Genomic DNA, 18,381 nt, shown 5'->3' with positions numbered 1-18,381 from the left:
TTCCCCGTCCAGCCCACACCGGCCCGTGACGCCCATTACCCTCAGGTCGACGTCCGGCGGGCCGATCGTGGTCGCGGGCGTCCGGCGAGGGGGATCGATGGAGCGCAGCAGCACGAGGACGGCGGGCAGGGGTCGTCAGAACCAGGTCGGGGAGACCGAGCACCCGGTGCGGTTCAGGCGGCGGTACGTCGAGGCCGGGACAGCCGTCCGCGACGGCGGACGATCGCGGTTCCTGCGACGCGGCTGGATCGTCCTGGCCTGCCTCTTCGTCAGCGGCCTCACCGCCAAGCTCGCCGTCCTGCTCGACGTGGTGCCCGCCGCCCACCGGTACGACGTCCAGCTCCTGCTGTGGGTGCTGGCCGTGGCCGTCGTGGGGGCGTGGCACGTCTACGTCGACGGGTCCGGCCCGCGCCGGGACCAGGACGCCTACCTGGCGGCGTCGGACGCACCCGTCGTGAGCGAGCGCCAGCGCGACCTGCTCGCCCTCGCGTCCGTCACCGACTACGAGGTGGGTGGCTGGAACGACTCGCTCGAGGACCACCCCTCGTGGGCGGTGCTCGACCCTCGGCTGCGTGCCCGGTGGAAGGACGGTGAGGCCGGCACACCGTGGCCGACGATGCCGATGGCCCGACTGTCGAAGGTGCGCGACCACCTCGACTCGGCCTACCGGATCACCGGCGAGGACTCGCTGCGGCTCTACGTCCTCGACCGGCTCGACACCGACTCGTGGTCGCTGTCGTTCCTGCGCGCGGTCCGCGACGGCAACGACGCGGTGGTCACCCGGATAGCCGGGCTCACCGGCACGAGCAACGTCGACGTGCTGGCGTGCACGCACGCGAGGGGCGACAGGCCACCGGTCCTGCTCTGGGGAGAAGACCTCCGCGAGCTGGTCGACGTCGTCCGCGGCGGGTTCGTCGCCGGTTACCTCGACCGCGAGGACGCGTGGGCCATGCTCGGCCAGGTGGGCCAGATCGCCGCGACGCTGTTCGACACCGTCGACGACTACTGGGACAACGTGCGGCTCGGGTACGCGGCGCGGACCGACTCGCTCGCCGCGGTGCGTGGGCTCGACCAGGCCCGCGAGGCGCTCCGGACCAGCAGGTGGCCCGCGGCGAGCCGGTCCATGCCCCGACTGACCGGAGCGCCCGTCCCCGACGCCGTCCGCGACCCGCACGCCCACCTGGACCGGGCTTCCGGGCTCGCTCCCTGACCTCAGCCGCCGCGCAGTGCACGCACCGTCGCGAGCGTGTCGACGTCGTCGAGACCGAGGTCGTCGCGGTACCGCAGGACGCGGGCGAAGCGCAGGGCGACGCCGCCGGGGTAGCGGGTCGAGTCCTGGAGCCCGTCGATGGCGATCTCGACGACGAGCGGCGGGTCGACGTGGACGGTGCCGGCCGTGCGCCGGACCTCGCGGGCGAGCAGCTGCTCGGTCTGCCAGGCCAGGACCGTGTCGGTCAGGCCCTTGAACGTCTTGCCCAGCATCACCCAGCCGTCTCCGTCGTCGGCGCGGGCGGCCAGGTGCAGGTTCGACAGCACGCCGGTGCGGCGACCGTGGCCCCACTCGGCCGCCACCACGGCGAGGTCGAGGGTGTGTCGCGGCTTGACCTTGACCCAGCCGCTGTCGCGCCGCCCGGCTGCGTACGGCGCGTCGGGACGCTTGACCACCACGCCCTCGTACCCGCGGGCCACGGCGTCCTCGAACACCTCGCGCAGCGCGTCGACGTCGTCCACGAGGCGTCGCTCGACGAGCAGGTCCGCCGGCAGCACCCGTCCGGCCTCGGCGACGCGGACCTCGAGCGGCTCGTCCATCAGGTCACGCCCGTCCAGGTGCAGCAGGTCGAAGACCCAGAGGCGGACGGGTGTCCGCTCGCGCGCCTCGGCGACGTCGACCTGGCTGGCGGTGCGTGACGCCACCACCTGGAACGCCTCGGGCGTGCCGTCGTCGCGGTGGGCGATCACCTCGCCGTCGAGGACGAGCCGCTGCTGGGGCAGGGCGCGGACGACGTCGACCACCTCGGGCAGGCGGTCGGTGAGCTCGTCGAGGCTGCGCGACCACAGCCGCACCGAGTCGCCGTCGCGGTGCACCTGCACGCGGATGCCGTCGAGCTTGGCGTCGACGAGGGCGGGCAGGCCGGCCTTGTCGGCGGCGGCCTGCGGATCGGCCGCCGTGGCGGCCAGCATCGGGCTGACGGGTGTGCCCACCTGGAGCCGGACCGCGTCGAGCGCCTCAGGACCCTCGGTGGCGAGCAGCCGCGCGGCCTCGACCGTCGACCCCAGCAGCATCGCCGCCCGCCGGACACGAGGCGCGGCGACGCCGTGGGCCTCGGCGACGGCGTCCTGCGCGACCGACTCGAGCGCCCCCTGGCGCACCTCGCCCGAGACCAGCGCCACGAGGTAGCGCTGCTCCGACGCGGTGGCCCGGGCGAACAGGTCGCGGACGGCGTCGGCCCGGGTGGCGCTGGAGCCCGGCCCCGAGAACCGGGACAGTGCGTCGAACGCCGCGTCCACCTCGAGCACGTCGAGCTGCGGCTCGTCCACCGGGGCTGGCAGGTCGCGCAACGACGCCCAGCCCACGCCGGTACGACGCTGCAGCAGCGAGCCGGACAGGTAGGAGACCGCGAGCGGCACCTCGTCGGGCGTGGCCTCGGCGACCACCTCGGCCACCAGCCTTCGCTTGGCGAGCCGGGACGACGTCGACGCCAGGGCCTCGGAGCAGGCGGCCAGTCGCGCGAGCAGCATGGAACCATGGTGGCCCACCCCGCGTCCCACCGTGGATCGGGCGGACGAGGCAGGGAGCAGGCGTGGCACGAGCATGGCGATCGGTCCCCGCGGCGGTGGTGCTGGCCGCCCTCGGACCGGTGCTCGCGCCGTCCGCCGCGGCTGCGGCCGCGTGCGCCACCGACGACGTCGCCGAGCTGGCCAGCCGCGCAGACGTCGCGTTCGTGGGCACGGTCACCGACCGGCGTGGTGAGATCGCGCGCCTGCGGGTGTCGGACGTGTACGCCGGCAGCCCGGGGTCCGTCGTGGTCGTCGACGGCCGCGACCCCGCGTCGCCGGTGGCGTGGCAGGACGAGCGCCAGTACCTCGTGCTCGCCCGCACCACCGACGGCGACCTCACCACCACGAGGTGCGACGGCACCCGCGAGGTCAGCGACGAGGCGCTCGCCGCCGCGCAGTCGGCGCTCGGACCCGCCACCCCGCTCGGCCGGGGGACGGCCGAGCCGACACCGGCGCCGAGCCCGTCGGCCTCGCCGACGACCTCCGCGCCCGACACGGCCCCTGCGTCCGAGGGACGCGACACCGGCACCTCCCGCCTCGCGCTGGGCATCGGGGTCGGGGCGGTGCTCGTGGCCTCGTTCTTCCTGCCCCAGCTGCGGCGGCACAACCGCGAGCGGCGCCGCGCCCGCGACGACGGGGACGCCTGACCGGTCAGGCCGGACGTGTCACCGCTGACGGATCCAGCCGCGGTCGGGCACCACGTCCTGCCGGGTGATCGGGTCGCCGCCGAAGTGGTAGGTGGTGACCCAGAAGTACTTGCGCGCGCCGATGTCGGCGCGCGGCCCCGACAAGCGCAGCGTCCGCTTGCCGAGCAGCTGCACCGCGACGGGCTTGATGGTCTCGCGGGTGGCGTTCGAGATCAGCTCGGCACGCAGCCTGCCCGCCGGCGCGCTGACCCGGATGTTGCGCTCGGACCCGGGCTCGCCGTCGGTGTCGAGCTCGATCACCACGGTCCGCTTGGTGCGCGACAGGTCGCCGACGTCGAACGGGGTGTAGGTCCTGATCTTGTAGACGACGGTGTCGTCGCTGCGCAGGACGTGCACGGCCTGCTGCACGTCGAGCGGACCCTCGGTGTCGTCACGGTCGGCGACCGTCACCTGGGTGGTCGTGGGGTTGGGCGTCGTGGCCGCGTGGGCGATGCCGACGGCGGGCACGGCGAGGGCGCCGGCGGCGGCGAGCGCGACGAGGGTGGGACGGGGACGACGGGGCACGGGAGCTCCTCGGTTCGGGTGAGTGGTGCCCAGACCTTGGGTCCTCGGGCCGCCGAGGTGCCGCGCGACGTCGCCACCTGTGGACGGACCGGGCGAGCGGGGCGGGATGTGGAGACGGAGCGGCCCGATCGTCGCCGCGGGGGTGCCCGCGCACGGCAGATGTGCCGAAGCACGGAAGATCTCCCGTGCTTCGGACCAACTACCACGTGAACGTGGTGTTTGGTCGACCCCGTCAGGACGCGGTGACGACCAGCACGCGCGCGACCGGCTCGAAGCCCAGCCGGGTGGCCAGGGCCACGGACGCGGCGTCGGACTCCGGGCAGCGCCAGCGGGCGAGGCCGTGCTCGGTGACCGCGAAGCGGGTCGCCGCGGACGCGACCTCGAGCCCGTGGCCGTGCCCCCGGTAGGCGGGGTCGACGAGCACGCCGACGTCGACGGGGACGCCGTCCCACGGGGTGAGGACGGCGGCCGCCGAGACGACCGTGCGGCGCGCGGCCTCGGTCACGCGGTGGGCCCACGGGCTCGGCTCGACCGGCTCGGCGAACCGCGCGAACGCCAGCTCCACGTCGTCGCCGGCGAGGCCGGACGCGACCCAGTCGGCGTCGCCCACCTCGCGGCGCAGCCCACCGAGGCGCCACGGCGGCACCTGCTCGACGAGGGCAGGCTGCGGACCGTCGTCCCAGAGGTCGCGGACGGCCAGGACGCTCGGGCCCACCACGTGCACGCTGGGGCCGGGCAGGGCCTTCCACCAGGCGGGCGAGAGCAGCGAGACCGCGTCGGCGGCCGACGCGGCAGGCACCCACGCGGCGGGCACGCGCGCCCGCGTCGAGCCGGCGTGGACGAGGACGACGGCGGCGCCCGAAGGCCCCTCGACGGCCGTGGTGCCAGGACGCGCGGGGGCGCCCAGCTCGCGCTCCCAGGCGGCGAGCAGGCGCTCGCGGGTGGTGTCGTGCACCTGCGCAGACTAGGGCGCCGGTCACGCGTCCGGCTTCTGTCGGTGGCCGGTCGTAGGCTCGTGGCATGAGCACGTCGACCGTCCAGCGTCAGGTGGCGCCCCTGCACGTCGTCTCCGACTACCAGCCCGCCGGCGACCAGCCGCGTGCCATCGAGCAGCTCGCCGAGCGGATCAACGCCGGCGAGCAGGACGTCGTCCTGCTCGGTGCCACCGGTACCGGCAAGACGGCCACCGTCGCCTGGCTCGCCGAGAAGGTCCAGCGGCCGATGCTCGTCATGCAGCCCAACAAGACGCTCGCGGCGCAGTTCGCCAACGAGCTGCGCGGGCTGTTCCCGCAGAACTCCGTCGAGTACTTCGTCTCGTACTACGACTACTACCAGCCCGAGGCGTACGTCCCCCAGACGGACACGTACATCGAGAAGGACTCCTCGATCAACGAGGAGGTCGAGCGGCTGCGTCACTCGGCCACCTGGAACCTGCTGACGCGCCGCGACGTCATCGTCGTGGCCACGGTGTCGTGCATCTACGGCCTGGGCTCGGCCCAGGAGTACAACGACCGCATGATCCACCTCAAGGTGGGCAAGGAGCACGACCGCGACACGCTGCTGCGCACGCTCGTCACCGCCCAGTACGCGCGCAACGACCTCGCCGCCACGCGCGGCACCTTCCGCGTCCGCGGCGACACGCTCGAGATCTTCCCCGTGTACCAGGAGCTCGCGGTGCGGGTGGAGTTCTTCGGCGACGAGATCGAGCGGCTGATGACGCTGCACCCGCTCACCGGCGAGGTGCTCAGCGAGGAGGACGAGCTCTACGTCGGCGCGGCCACGCACTACACCGTCGGCCCCGACACGATGGAGCAGGCGATCGAGTCGATCGAGGTCGAGCTCGCCGAGCGGCTCGCCGAGCTGGAGCGCGAGGGCAAGCTGCTCGAGGCCCAGCGGCTGCGCATGCGCACCACCTACGACCTCGAGATGATGCGCCAGGTCGGCTCGTGCTCGGGCATCGAGAACTACTCGCGCCACATGGACGGCCGCCAGCCCGGCTCGGCTCCCAACTGCCTGCTCGACTACTTCGCCGACGACTTCGTGCTGATCGTCGACGAGTCGCACGTGACGATCCCGCAGATCGGCGCGATGTACGAGGGCGACATGTCGCGCAAGCGCACCCTGGTCGAGCACGGCTTCCGGCTGCCCAGCGCGATGGACAACCGGCCGCTGAAGTGGGAGGAGTTCCTCACCCGCATCGGCCAGACCGTGTACCTGTCGGCCACCCCCGGCCCCTACGAGATGGCCAAGGCCAAGGACGACTACGTCGAGCAGATCATCCGCCCGACCGGCCTGGTCGACCCCGAGGTCGTCATCAAGCCCACCAAGGGCCAGATCGACGACCTCATCGGCGAGATCCGCGACCGCGTCGAGAAGAACGAGCGCGTCCTGGTCACCACGCTCACCAAGAAGATGTCCGAGGACCTCACCGACTACCTGCTCGAGGCCGGGCTGCGCACCCGGTACCTGCACAGCGAGGTCGACACGCTGCGACGCGTCGAGCTGCTGCGCGAGCTGCGCATGGGCGAGTACGACGTCCTGGTCGGCATCAACCTGCTGCGCGAGGGTCTCGACCTGCCCGAGGTGAGCCTGGTGGCGATCCTCGACGCCGACAAGGAGGGCTTCCTGCGCTCGGGCCGTTCCCTGATCCAGACCATCGGCCGTGCGGCCCGCAACGTCTCGGGCCAGGTGATCATGTACGCCGACTCGATCACGCCGTCGATGGAGCTGGCGATCGACGAGACCAACCGGCGCCGCGAGAAGCAGGTGGCCTACAACCTCGAGCACGGCATCACGCCCACGGCGCTGCGCAAGAAGATCGCCGACATCACCGACATGCTCGCCCGCGAGGACGCCGACACCGAGAAGCTGGTCGGCAGCCGCGGCGTCGAGCAGCGTGGCAAGGCCCCGGTGCCCGGCCAGCTCAAGGGCAAGGGTCTCGACACCGGCAACATGGCCGCGTCCGAGCTCGCCGCGCTCGTCCAGGACCTCAGCGACCAGATGCACGCCGCCGCCGCCGAGCTGCAGTTCGAGCTCGCGGCCCGCCTGCGCGACGAGATCGGCGACCTGAAGAAGGAGCTGCGCCAGATGGTCGAGGCCACCCGGTAGCCGTCAGGGACCGGGCGGCTCCGGCTGCCCGCTGCCATCATGGCCCGATGGCGCCCGACCAGGAGACCTCAGCGCGGCGTGCCTTCGAGCAGATCCGGGCGATGGTCGTCCGCGGCGAGGTCGCGCCCGGAGCCAAGATGGTGGTGCGCCCGCTGGCCGAGCGGCTCGGGCTGTCACCCACACCGATCAAGTCCGCGCTGGCCGCTCTCGAGCGGGACGGCTTCCTCGTCGCCGTGACCAACCGTGGCTACTTCGTGCCGTCGATCGACGACGCCGACATGCGCGAGATCTTCGAGCTGCGCGAGGCGCTCGAGGGGCTGGCCGCCCGGACCATCGCGGCGCGTGACGACCGCGCCGAGGTCTGCCGCGAGCTGTGGAGGCTGCACCACCTGCAGGTCGCCGCCGCCGACGAGGCGCGCATCGACGACTACAGCGAGGTCAACCTCGCCTTCCACCGGCTGGTCTGGACCGCGTCGGGCAACCGGCGGCTCACCCGGGCGGCCGAGAACCTCGTCGGCCAGACCCGCCTGGCGACCCCCGAGACGGCCCAGGTGCCCGGACGGATGGCCGCCGCCATGCGGGAGCACGCGGCGCTCGTGTCGGCCGTCGAGCGCGGCGACGCGGCGGCCGCCGAGGCTCTGGCCCGCGACCACGTGCGGGCGTCGGGAGAGGCCTTCACGGCCCGGGCCCCGCGCGACGAGGGCGTCCAGATGACGGACGGGTCTTGATCGTGGAGCATTTTGGATCCAAAGTGAGGGATCGTCCGGTTCGTCCGACCCGGGCCCTCGCCCAGGCGTCTGGAGTCCCCGACCATGACCGCATCGGCCCTGTCGCACCTGGAGTGCTCCCGCACGGGTGAACGTCTCGACGCCGACCTCGTCCAGGGTCTGAGCGCCGTCGACGCCCCACTGCTGGCGCGGTACGACCTCGAGCGCGCGCGAGCGAGCGTCACGCCCGAGCAGATCGCCTCCCGTCCGCCCGACCTGTGGCGCTACAGCGAGCTGCTCCCGGTGCGCGACCGCCGGTTCGTCACGACGCTCGGCGAGGGCATGACGCCGCTGCTGCAGCTGCCCGCGTACGGCCCGTCGATCGGCCTGCCCCACCTGCTCATGAAGGACGAGAGCGGCCTTCCCACGGGCTCGTTCAAGGCCAGGGGCGCCGCGGTCGGCGTGTCCCGCGCTCGCGAGCTCGGTGTGAGGTCGGTGGCGATGCCCACCAACGGCAACGCGGGTGCGGCGTGGTCCACCTACGCCGCGCGCGCCGGGATGAGCAGCCTGGTCGTCATGCCCGTCGACGCCCCCGAGATCACCCGCCGCGAGTGCAAGGTGACCGGCGCCGACCTCTACCTCGTGGACGGTCTGATCAACCACGCCGGTGCCGTCGTCGGGCGCTCGGTCGCCGGGCGCGAGGGCTGCCAGGAGGTGTCGACCCTCAAGGAGCCCTACCGGATCGAGGGCAAGAAGACGATGGGCTACGAGATCGTCGAGCAGCTCGGCTGGCGGGTGCCGGACGTCATCCTCTACCCGGCCGGCGGCGGTGTCGGGTTGATCGGCATCTTCAAGGCGATCCTGGAGATGCAGGAGCTGGGCTGGATCGACGACCGCCTCCCGCGCCTGGTGGCGGTGCAGGCCAGTGGCTGCGACCCGATCGTGAGGGCGTGGGAGGCGGGCGAGGCCGAGAGCACCCTGGTCGAGGACTCGTCCACCGTGGCGTTCGGCATCAACGTGCCCAAGGCCCTCGGCGACTTCCTGGTGCTCGACGCGGTGCGCCGCAGCGAGGGCTGCGCGGTGGCCGTCGACGACGACGACCTCCTCGCCGAGCTCGTCCACCTCGCCACGGCCGAGGGCACCTTCATCTGCCCCGAGGGCGCGGCCTGCATGGTGGCCGCCCGCCGACTGCGGGAGTCCGGCTGGCTCGCCGAGGGCGACGAGGTGGTGGTCCTCAACACCGGGGCCGGCATCATCTATCCCGACACCGTGCCCATCGACGACGTCCCCGTGCTCGGTCGCGACGCCACGGTGCCGGCGGTCTGACCGTGGGCCGCCGACGCGTCACCGTCCGCGCGCTGCTGGCCGTGTGCCTGCTCGCGCTCACGGCGTGCGGACTGACTCCGGCGAGCGAGTCGCGCAGCCCGTCGAGCGTGGTGGTCGACATCGTGAACTACCCGGCCACCCTCGACCCGGCCCGGCAGTACGACACCGACTCCTACACCGTCTACCGGAACATCTTCGACCAGCTGCTGCACCGCGACCCACGGACCAACGAGGTCGTCCCGTGGCTCGCGACCGCGTGGACGCAGGTCGATCCCACCACCTGGCGCTTCACCCTGCGCGACGACGTGCGGTTCAGCGACGGGACGCCGCTGCGGGCCGACGACGCCGCGTACAGCCTGAACCGGATCCTCGACAAGCAGTTCGGCAGCGAGCAGCTGTCGAACTTCTCGGCCGTCGCCGAGGCGTCGGCCGACGGCGACGACACCCTGGTCGTCCGGACCAAGGCGCCCTCGCCGACGCTGCTGTCGTACCTGACGACGCTGTCGGTGGTGCCGCGCGCGTACGTCGAGCGGGTGGGGGACGAGCGCTTCAACGAGGCGCCGGTCGGCTCGGGGCCCTACGCGCTCGCCGGCGCCACGAACGGCTCGGAGGTGCGCCTCGAGCCCAACCCCTACTGGTGGGGTCCAGAGCCCGACGTGCGCACCGCGGTGTTCCGGTCGGTGCCGAACATCGCGAGCCGGGTCGCGGACCTGCAGGCGGGCAAGGCCGACCTGATCACCGCGCTGACGCCCGACGCCGCCGGTGAGGTCGAGCGCGATCCCCGCCTGCAGGTGCTCTCGACACCCACCGAGCGCGTCGCCTACGTCGCGTTCAACACGATCAACGGTGGCGCGGTCGAGGACGTCGACGTGCGGCGGGCGATCGCGCTCGCGATCAACTACCGCGCGCTGATCCGCAGCCTGCAGCTCGGCGAGGCAAAGCCGGTCAACAGCGTGCTGACGCCGCTCGCGACGGGCTACCCCCAGGCCCTGCCCGACAGCCGCTACGACCCCGACGAGGCCCGCAGGATCATCGAGAAGGCCGGCGCACGCGGGGCGACCGTCGTGATGGCGACGTCGCCGTCGTTCAACCCGCAGATCGTGCAGGCGATCCAGGCCAACCTCGCCGACGTCGGCCTCACCGTGAAGATCGAGGCCACCGACCAGCCGACCTACCTCAAGAAGGTGCAGGACCCCGCCCACCGCTGGGGCGGCATGCGGTTCGGCAAGTGGTCGTGCGCCTGCCTGGACGCCGACGGCGTGGTCTACCCGCTGTTCCGCACGGGGACGATCTGGAGCTCGTGGTCGAACCCCACGTTCGACGGGCTGGTCGACGACGCCCGCGACGAGCTGGACACCGCGGCCCGCGACCGCCTGTACGCCCAGGCCTTCCAGATCCTCGCCCGCGACGTCCCCGGGATCGGCCTGTTCCAGGACTACGCCGTCTACGGGGCCGCCGAACGGGTCCGCTGGACGCCGAACGCGCAGGAGCAGCTGTTCCTCGCCGACGTGAGGCTGCGCCCGTGACCGCGGTGGTGGCCCAGGCACCGGGACGCCGGGGCGTGCGCGTGCCCGGTGCCGCGCGCTGGCGGTACGGCCTGACCCGTCTCGCCCAGGCGGTGCTCACGCTGTTCGGCGTCGCCACCATCGTGTTCTTCGCGCTGCGGCTGTCGGGCGACCCGGCCCAGGCGCTGGCACCGCAGGGCGCCACCGCCGCCGACATCGACCGGCTCCGCGGCCAGCTCGGCCTGGACGCGCCGCTGTGGGAGCAGTACCTGACCTACCTGCGCGGCCTGGTTCAGGGCGACCTCGGCTACTCCTACGTGCAGCGCCGCCCCGCGCTCGGGCTGATCGGCGAGCGGCTGCCCTACACGGCCAACCTCGCGGTGGCCGCCTTCGTGCTCTCGCTGGTGCTCGGCGTCGCGAGCGGTGCCGTGATGGCGCTGCGACGCGGGCGGTGGCCGGAGCGGGTGCTGATGCCGGTCGTCCTCGTCGGTCAGGCGATGCCCGCGTTCTGGACCGGGATCCTGCTCGTTCTCGTGTTCTCGGTGACGCTGCGCTGGTTGCCGTCCACGGGGTACGACGGACCGTCGTCGCTGATCCTGCCGGCGGTGACGCTCGCCTCGCTGTCGGCGGCGACCACCGCGCGCGTCACCCGCGGGGCGATCCTCGAGCAGCTGTCCCGCGACTACGTCCGCACGGCCCGCTCCAAGGGCGCCTCGACCTCGCGGCTCGTCCGCAGGCACCTGCTGCGCAACGTCTCGATCCCGGTGCTGACGATCTCCTCCCTCGAGCTGGCGAACCTGCTCGGCGGCGCCGTCGTCACCGAGCTGATCTTCGCCTGGCCCGGGATCGGGCAGCTGACGGTGCAGTCGGTCCAGGCCCGCGACTTCCCGGTGGTCCAGGCGATCGTGCTGTTCGCCGCGGCCGTGTACGTCGTCATCAACCTGCTCGTCGAGCTGGCCTACGGGTTCATCGACCCGCGCGTCGCCGTGGCGACCGGCGACGGGGAGCAGCGATGAGCGTCGTGACGGCCGCGGTGGGCCGTCTGCGCGGACGCGGGCTGGCGGTGCCGGGGGCGGTGCTCCTGGTCTTCGTCCTCCTCGCGGTGCTGGCGCCGCTCGTCGCGCCGCACGACCCGAACGCGACCGACCTGAACTACCGGCTCCTGGGCCCGTGGAGCCACGGCGACGGGCTGTACGTGCTCGGCACCGACGGCCTGGGACGCGACGTGCTGAGCCGGGTGATCTTCGGGACGCGCATCTCGCTGGTCGTCGCCGCGGCCGCGGTGCTCGTGGCGGGCACGGTCGGCGTCGGGCTCGCGCTGCTGGCCGGGTGGCGCGGTGGCTGGGTGGCCGCCGTGGTGCTGCGCGTCTCCGACGTGGTGCTGTCCGTCCCGTTCCTGCTGCTCGCGATCCTCGTCGTGGCCGTGCTCGGCCCGAGCCTGGTCAACGTCGTGGTGTGCCTGGCACTGGTGCGCTGGCCGCGCTACGTCCGCGTCGCCTACGGCAGCGTGCTGGAGGCCCGTTCGCGCGGCTTCGTCCAGGCCTCGACCTCCGTGGGGGCCTCGGGCTGGTGGATCGTCACCCGGCACGTGCTGCCCGAGGTGCTGCCGGTCGCGATCGTCGTCGCCACCCTCGAGCTCGGTCTGATGGTCCTGTTCGAGGCGTCGCTGTCGTTCATCGGCCTCGGCATCCAGCCGCCCACCGCGTCGTGGGGCTCGATGCTGTCCGACGGCCAGCAGTACATCTCGTCCGCCTGGTGGCTGGCGACGTTCCCCGGCCTGGCGCTGTTCCTGCTCGTCCTCGCCGCCAACCTCCTGGGCGACCGAGCCCGGGACGGCCTGGACCCCGCCCGACGGGCCGAGCTGCGCACCCGCAGCCTCGCCACCCGTGCCCGCCTCCGACCCGAGGAGCCCCGTGCTTGACTACTCCGCCCAGATCGCCGGCCGCCGCGTCGTGCTCACCGGAGCCTGCGGGGTGATGGGCCGATGGATGGCCGAGGCGTTCGCCGGCGCCGGTGCCGACCTGCTGCTCACCGACCGCCGGGCTGAGCCCCTGCAGGCGCTGGCCGCCGCGCTGGGCGCGCACCACGTGGTCGCCGACCTGGCCGACGACGGCGGGGTCGACGCCGTGCTCGCAGCGTGCGACGACCGGTGGGACGCGCCGGACGTCGTGGTCAACAACGCCGGCATCTACCCGCGCACGCCGGTGACGGGCACCGACCGCGAGCTGGCCCGCACGGTGCTGGACGTCAACGTGCTGGCGGTCTTCGAGCTCACCCGCCACGCCGCGACCCGCATGGTCGCCGCCGGCCGGGCCGGGAGCATCGTCAACATCAGCTCGGGTGCCGCGGTCCGCCCCGGGCCCGGCGGCACGGTCTACGCGGCGAGCAAGGCGGCGGTGGAGTCGCTCACCCGGGGGATGGCGCTCGAGCTGGCGGCCGACGGCGTCCGCGTCAACGCCGTGCAGCCGGGGTTCGCCCCGGGCAGCGAGGTCAGCGACCTCAGCGACGAGCACGTCGCCCGGATGCTCACCCGCATCCCGCTCGGACGCACCTCCGGCCCCACCGACGCGGCCTCGGCGGTGCTCTGGCTCTGCTCGGACGACGCGTCGTTCGTCACCGGCGCCACGATCGCCGTCGACGGCGGGCGCACGGCCGGCGACGCGGCCCCGCGCCCGACGTCCCACGAAGGGAGCGGCACCCGATGAGCCCGCAGGACACCTACCCCTGGCCCGGGGACACCACCGCCGGCCTGTGCGTCACCGTCGACTTCGACGGCGAGTCACCCCACCTGTGGCGCACCCGTGCGGAGCCTCCGCGCGGCGTGGCCGAGCTGGAGCAGCGTCGCTACGGGCCGCACCGAGGCGTGTGGAACGTGCTGGCCGCGTTCGCCCGCCTCGGGCTGAGGGCCACCTTCTACGTGCCCGGCTGGATCGCCCGCACCTACCCCGACGCCGTGCGCGCCATCCACGACGACGGGCACGAGATCGCCCTGCACGGCTGGCTGCACGAGCCGCCGACCGACCTGACCACCGCCGAGCTCCGCGACACCCTGGAGCGGGCGGCCTCCGAGCTCGAGGGCCTGACCGGACGCGCGCCCACCGGGTACCGCTCGCCCAGCTGGCAGATGACGCCGGAGACCTTCGACGTGCTGCGGTCGCTCGGGCTGGAGTACGACAGCTCGCTGATGGGCGAGGACCGTCCGTACCTCGTGGAGGGGCTGGTCGAGGTGCCCGTCGACTGGGCCACCGACGACGCGCCGTACTACCGCTACGCCGCGGGCGACCCCCGTCCGCCGGCGTTCCCGCACGCGCTCGTCGCCGCCTGGCGCGACGAGATCGCCGCCGCCGAGCGACACGGGAGCCTGTGCATGCTCACCATCCACCCGTTCCTGTCCGGACGCCCGGCACGGCTGTCGCCCCTGGAGGACCTCCTCGCCGAGGTGCTCGACCACCCGGGGCTGCACGTCGACACGGTCGCGAGGCTGGCGAGCCACCACCGGGACGTCTCCGCAGGGCACCCGTCGCGCTCGCTCGACCGTCCCGAGGTGCGGTCGTGAGCGCCGCGGGCTCCGAGGCGGTGCTCGACGTCCGCGACCTCGGGGTCTCGTTCGGCCCGGGCCGCGACGCGGTGAGCGACGTGTCGCTGCAGATCGCCCGCGGCGAGCTCGTGGCGCTCGTGGGGGAGTCGGGGTGCGGCAAGAGCGCGACCGCGCTGGCCCTGATGGGCCTGCTGCCCGACACGGCCACGAGCACCGGCTCGGCCACGGTCGACGGGCACCAGCTGGTGGGTGCGAGCGAGCGCGAGCTGCGACGCCTGCGCGGAGCGTCGATCTCGATGGTGTTCCAGGACGCGTCGACCGCACTGAACCCCCTGATGCGCATCGGCGCGCAGATCGCCGAGTCGCTGGCCATCCACACCTCGATGTCGCGGCGCGAGCGTCTGGCGCGTGCGGTCTCGCTGCTGGAGCAGGTCGGCGTCCCCGACGCCGCCACGCGGGCCCGGCAGCTGCCCCACGAGCTGTCGGGCGGCACCCGTCAGCGCGCCATGATCGCGCTGGCACTGGCGGGCTCGCCCGACGTCGTCATCGCCGACGAGCCCACCACGGCGCTCGACGTCACGGTGCAGGCGCAGGTGCTGGACGTCCTGCGCGAGACGACGCGCGACGCCGCCGTCCTGTTCATCACCCACGACATGGGCGTCGTCGCTCAGACCGCCGACACCGTCGTGGTGATGTACGCCGGCTCGGTGGTCGAGTCGGGCACCGTCGTCGACGTGCTGGACGACCCGCAGCACCCGTACACCGCGATGCTGCTGGCCTCGATCCCCGATCCCGACGTGCCCGAGACCGGCGATCTGCCCACGATCCCCGGCCGGGTGCCACCGCTGGGCAGCAGGCCCGACGGCTGCCGCTTCCGGGACCGCTGCCCCCGTGCCACGGAGCGCTGCCTGGAGCGTCCCGAGCTGGCACCGAGCCCGCACCGTGCCGCCGTCCAGGTGGCGTGCTGGCACCCCGGCCGGGCGGCCTCGTGAGCGCCGACGTCCTCGTCCGGGCGACGGGGCTCACCAAGCACTACCGCGTGCGCACGGTCGACGGACCGCGCCGCCTCACCGCGGTCGACGACGTCGACCTGCAGGTGGACGCGGGGACGACGACCGCGCTGGTGGGCGAGTCGGGGTGCGGCAAGTCGACCACCGGCCGGCTGCTGCTCGCGCTGGAGCGTCCCACCGCGGGCAGCGTCGAGATCGACGGCACCGACCTGTCGACGCTGTCGGGCCGGGAGATGCGTCGGGCGCGTCGCGACTTCCAGGCGGTGTTCCAGGACCCCTACGACTCGCTGAACGGCCGCATGAGCATCGCGCAGATCCTCACCGAGCCGTCCCGGGTGCACCGGGTCGCCGACGGCGACCACCGCTCGGTGGCGGACCTGCTCGAGCTGGTGGGGCTGGGCGCGTCGTTCGCCGACCAGTACCCGCACGAGCTGTCCGGCGGACAGCGGCAGCGGGTGGCCATCGCCCGTGCGATCGCGCTCGAGCCCAGGTTCGTGGTCTGCGACGAGGCCGTCTCCGCGCTCGACGTGTCGGTGCAGGCGCAGGTGGTCAACGTGCTGCGCGCCCTGCAGCGCGAGCTGGGCCTGGCCTACCTGTTCATCAGCCACGACCTGGCCCTGGTGCGGCACGTGGCCGACCGGACCGCCGTGATGTACCTCGGACGCGTCGTCGAGCGCGGCCGCACCGAGGCGCTGTTCGGCGACGCCCGTCACCCGTACACCCAGCTGCTGCTCGCCGCCGCGCCGCGCCCCCGTCCGCGCGAGCGCACCGACAGGCGGGCGGTGGCACAGGCCGGCGAGCTGCCGAGCCCCCTGCACCGCCCACCGGGTTGCGTGTTCTCGAGCCGGTGCCCGCTCGCGACCGAGCGCTGCACCACCGAGGTCCCGGCGCTGCGCGAGGTCGCGGGCCGCGAGGTGGCGTGCCACTACGCCGAGACCGCCCAGGTGACCGCCTCGTGAGCGACCCGGGACGCAGCACGCGTGTGGAGGTCGGCCGTCGTCGGGCCACGGTCGCCCGTGACGACCTCGGGGTCGCCCACGTGAGCGCCGTCGACGAGGCCTCGGCCTGGTGCGGGCTCGGCTGGGCCGCCGCCACCGACCGGCTGTGGCAGATGGAGCACGACCGACGCCGGGCCGCGGGAACGCTCTGCGAGGTCGTCGGGGCGACGGCTCTGTCGGCGGACCGGCTGGCCCGGAGGCTCGACCTCGTGCGCGCGGCTCGGCGTGACGTGGAGGCGATGGACGACGCCACCGCGGAGACGTTCGACGCCTACGCCGCCGGGGTCAACGCCCGGGTGGCCGAGCACGGCGTCAGCGAGGAGATGGCCGAGGCCGGGGTCGGCTGGACGCCGTGGACTGTCGTCGACTCCGTGGCGGCGTTCAAGGTGCGGCACGTGCTGATGGGCGTCTGGCAGTACAAGCTCGCCCGTGCGACCGTCCTGGCGCGCTCGGGTCTGCAGGTCTTCGACCTGCTCGACCCCCGGGTGCGCCCGGGGATGCGGGTGAGCGTGCCCGCCACCGCCCGCCTCGAGGACACCGCCGCCCGCGACGCGCTCCTGGACGAGGCGCGCCGCGACGTCGAGGACGCGGCCGAGCACCTGGGTTTCCTCGCGGAGGTGGAGGCCGGGTCGAACGCCTGGGCCGTGGGGCCCGGACGGTCCGCCACCGGCGCGGCGATCCTCGCCAACGACTCCCACCGCGCCCTCGACGCCCCCAACGTCTACTGGCAGGCCTACCTGCGGTGCGACGCGTTCGACGTCGCCGGCGCCACCTTCCCCGGCATCCCCGGGTTTCCGCACTTCGGCCACAACGGCCACGTGGGCTGGGCCATCACCAACGCCGCCGCCGACGCCCAGGACCTCTACGTCGAGCAGGCCGACCTGTCCGGTGCCGAGCCCCGGGTGCGCTCCGCCGACGGGTGGGACGTGCTCGAGCGTCGCACCGAGACGATCGTGGTGCGCGGGGGCGACGACGTGGTGCAGGACTGCTGGCGCACCCCGCGCGGCCCGGTGGTGCACGGCGACCCGGCCACCGGCAGCGTCCTGTCGCTGCGCTGGACCGCCGCTGACCGTCCGTGCCGCCAGTTCGGCGTGCTCGCGGCGATGCTGCGCGCCCGCACCGTCAACGAGCTGCTCGACGTGCAGGACCCGTGGGTCGACCCGGTCAACAACCTGTTGGCCGCCGACACCGCCGGCCATCTCGGGTACCGGCTGCGTGGCGAGCTGCCGCGGCGCCGCTCCGACGCCTCCACCCAGGTGCCCGTCCCCGCGTGGGGACCCTCGGCGGTGTGGGACGGGCTGGTGGCGCCGGGCGACATGCCGCGCCTGGAGGACCCGCCCGAGCAGGTGATCGTCAGCACGAACAACCTGGCGTCGACCAACCCGTACCCGCTGGTCTCGCACGCCGTCAACGACGCGTACCGGGCCGAGCGCGTGCACGAGCTGCTGGAGGGCGACGGCCACACCCCGGCGTCGATGGCGGCCGCGCAGGGCGACACCGTTTCAGTCGCCGCACGGCGGTGGGCCGAGCACCTCGCGACCCGCGGCCCCTACGACGGGGACGCCGAAGCGGCCCGGCTCGCGATCGTCTCGACCGCCGGCGACCTGCGGGGCGACGGCACGGCGGCGGTGGTGCACGCGTGCTTCCGTCGCGAGCTGCTCGCCGACGCCCTGGCCGTCGAGGTCGGACCCGTCGTGGCGGGCGACCTGCTCGCCTCTCGGCAACCCGGGACCCCGGTGCTGCTGCGACGCTGGTTCGCCCAGCTCACCTGGCCGCGCGGCCCCGGTGAGGACGTGCCGGCGGCCCGGCTGGGCGACGACCTGGTGGAGCGCTGCCTCGCCCGGGCACTGTCGCGCGCGCGGAAGCTCGACGCGACGTGGGCCGAGGTGCACACGACGCAGGCACGCCACCCTCTCGGCCGGCACCTCGACCCCGCCCCGGTGGGGCTCGGCGGCGACAACGAGACCGTGGCCAACGCCGCGTACGGCTGGGTGGTGGGCATGCCGTTCACGATCACGAACCTGTCGGTGTACCGCCAGGTGCTCGACCTGTCCGACCTCGACGCGTCCGGGTGGATCGTGCCCGGCGGCGTCGACGGGCGGGCCACGGCGCCCCACGGGTCGGACCAGCTCGAGCCGTGGCGCGACCACCGGCTCGCGCCGATGCGGCGGTCCGCGGGCCCGGACCCGACCTGACCTCT

General features: G+C 73.7%; 16 protein-coding genes. 13 read left to right on the top strand and 3 right to left on the bottom strand.

Annotated elements, in window-relative coordinates; genetic code table 11:
• The first annotated feature begins 97 nt into the window (after positions 1 to 97).
• Positions 98 to 1,210 carry a DUF1266 domain-containing protein gene (locus ACI6PP_RS07170; RefSeq protein ID WP_421110331.1) on the top strand — a complete coding sequence of 371 codons (1,113 nt, stop codon included), beginning with the start codon at positions 98 to 100 and terminating at the stop codon, positions 1,208 to 1,210.
• Between the two features lie 2 nt (positions 1,211 to 1,212).
• Here the strand turns inward: ACI6PP_RS07170 and ACI6PP_RS07165 are convergent, their stop codons facing one another.
• A complete protein-coding gene (locus ACI6PP_RS07165) occupies positions 1,213 to 2,739 on the bottom strand; it encodes an ATP-dependent DNA ligase (RefSeq protein WP_421110329.1) in 1,527 nt (508 codons plus the stop codon).
• Between the two features lie 62 nt (positions 2,740 to 2,801).
• On the opposite strand from ACI6PP_RS07165, the gene ACI6PP_RS07160 reads away from it, so the two are divergent.
• Positions 2,802 to 3,425: a hypothetical protein gene (locus tag ACI6PP_RS07160; protein ID WP_421110327.1), complete on the top strand. Its 624-nt coding sequence runs from the start codon at positions 2,802 to 2,804 to the stop codon at positions 3,423 to 3,425.
• A gap of 18 nt (positions 3,426 to 3,443) precedes the next feature.
• Here ACI6PP_RS07160 and ACI6PP_RS07155 read toward each other — a convergent pair whose 3' ends face one another.
• Complete coding sequence (locus ACI6PP_RS07155) at positions 3,444 to 3,989, bottom strand: hypothetical protein (RefSeq protein WP_421110325.1); 546 nt, start codon at positions 3,987 to 3,989, stop codon at positions 3,444 to 3,446.
• 232 nt (positions 3,990 to 4,221) lie between these two features.
• Positions 4,222 to 4,944: a GNAT family N-acetyltransferase gene (locus ACI6PP_RS07150; protein WP_421110323.1), complete on the bottom strand. Its 723-nt coding sequence runs from the start codon at positions 4,942 to 4,944 to the stop codon at positions 4,222 to 4,224.
• Between the two features lie 65 nt (positions 4,945 to 5,009).
• Between ACI6PP_RS07150 and uvrB the strand changes: the two genes are divergently transcribed.
• From uvrB to ACI6PP_RS07095, 11 genes are all read left to right on the top strand, one after another.
• Positions 5,010 to 7,097 (top strand): excinuclease ABC subunit UvrB, encoded by a 2,088-nt coding sequence (gene uvrB, locus ACI6PP_RS07145; RefSeq protein ID WP_421110321.1) that lies wholly within the window; start codon positions 5,010 to 5,012, stop codon positions 7,095 to 7,097.
• A gap of 47 nt (positions 7,098 to 7,144) precedes the next feature.
• Entirely contained in the window at positions 7,145 to 7,825 is a 681-nt protein-coding gene (locus tag ACI6PP_RS07140) for a GntR family transcriptional regulator (RefSeq protein ID WP_421110319.1), read from the top strand.
• A gap of 84 nt (positions 7,826 to 7,909) precedes the next feature.
• Complete coding sequence (locus ACI6PP_RS07135) at positions 7,910 to 9,130, top strand: threonine synthase (protein ID WP_421110317.1); 1,221 nt, start codon at positions 7,910 to 7,912, stop codon at positions 9,128 to 9,130.
• A 2-nt stretch (positions 9,131 to 9,132) separates the two neighbouring features.
• Complete coding sequence (locus ACI6PP_RS07130; RefSeq protein WP_421110315.1) at positions 9,133 to 10,656, top strand: ABC transporter substrate-binding protein; 1,524 nt, start codon at positions 9,133 to 9,135, stop codon at positions 10,654 to 10,656.
• Positions 10,653 to 11,651: an ABC transporter permease gene (locus tag ACI6PP_RS07125; protein WP_421110313.1), complete on the top strand. Its 999-nt coding sequence runs from the start codon at positions 10,653 to 10,655 to the stop codon at positions 11,649 to 11,651. The genes ACI6PP_RS07130 and ACI6PP_RS07125 overlap by 4 nt, the downstream gene beginning before the upstream one ends.
• Entirely contained in the window at positions 11,648 to 12,556 is a 909-nt protein-coding gene (locus ACI6PP_RS07120; protein WP_421110311.1) for an ABC transporter permease, read from the top strand. Before ACI6PP_RS07125 ends, ACI6PP_RS07120 begins: the two co-directional genes overlap by 4 nt.
• On the top strand, positions 12,549 to 13,340 hold the full coding sequence (locus ACI6PP_RS07115; protein WP_421110309.1) for an SDR family NAD(P)-dependent oxidoreductase: 792 nt from the start codon (positions 12,549 to 12,551) through the stop codon (positions 13,338 to 13,340). Before ACI6PP_RS07120 ends, ACI6PP_RS07115 begins: the two co-directional genes overlap by 8 nt.
• Positions 13,337 to 14,191, top strand: a complete 855-nt coding sequence (locus ACI6PP_RS07110) for a polysaccharide deacetylase family protein (RefSeq protein ID WP_421110307.1) — start codon at positions 13,337 to 13,339, stop codon at positions 14,189 to 14,191. The genes ACI6PP_RS07115 and ACI6PP_RS07110 overlap by 4 nt, the downstream gene beginning before the upstream one ends.
• Positions 14,188 to 15,165 carry an ABC transporter ATP-binding protein gene (locus ACI6PP_RS07105; protein WP_421110305.1) on the top strand — a complete coding sequence of 326 codons (978 nt, stop codon included), beginning with the start codon at positions 14,188 to 14,190 and terminating at the stop codon, positions 15,163 to 15,165. The genes ACI6PP_RS07110 and ACI6PP_RS07105 overlap by 4 nt, the downstream gene beginning before the upstream one ends.
• Entirely contained in the window at positions 15,162 to 16,142 is a 981-nt protein-coding gene (locus ACI6PP_RS07100) for an ABC transporter ATP-binding protein (protein ID WP_421110303.1), read from the top strand. The genes ACI6PP_RS07105 and ACI6PP_RS07100 overlap by 4 nt, the downstream gene beginning before the upstream one ends.
• Positions 16,139 to 18,376 carry a penicillin acylase family protein gene (locus tag ACI6PP_RS07095; protein ID WP_421110301.1) on the top strand — a complete coding sequence of 746 codons (2,238 nt, stop codon included), beginning with the start codon at positions 16,139 to 16,141 and terminating at the stop codon, positions 18,374 to 18,376. The genes ACI6PP_RS07100 and ACI6PP_RS07095 overlap by 4 nt, the downstream gene beginning before the upstream one ends.
• The last annotated feature ends 5 nt before the right edge of the window (positions 18,377 to 18,381 follow it).

The organism is Solicola agrisoli (assembly GCF_049059935.1).
Lineage (GTDB): Bacteria > Actinomycetota > Actinomycetes > Propionibacteriales > Nocardioidaceae > JAURVT01.
The sequence above is the reverse complement of the archived record's forward strand: the minus strand, read 5'-3'. Positions and strand labels throughout refer to the sequence as shown.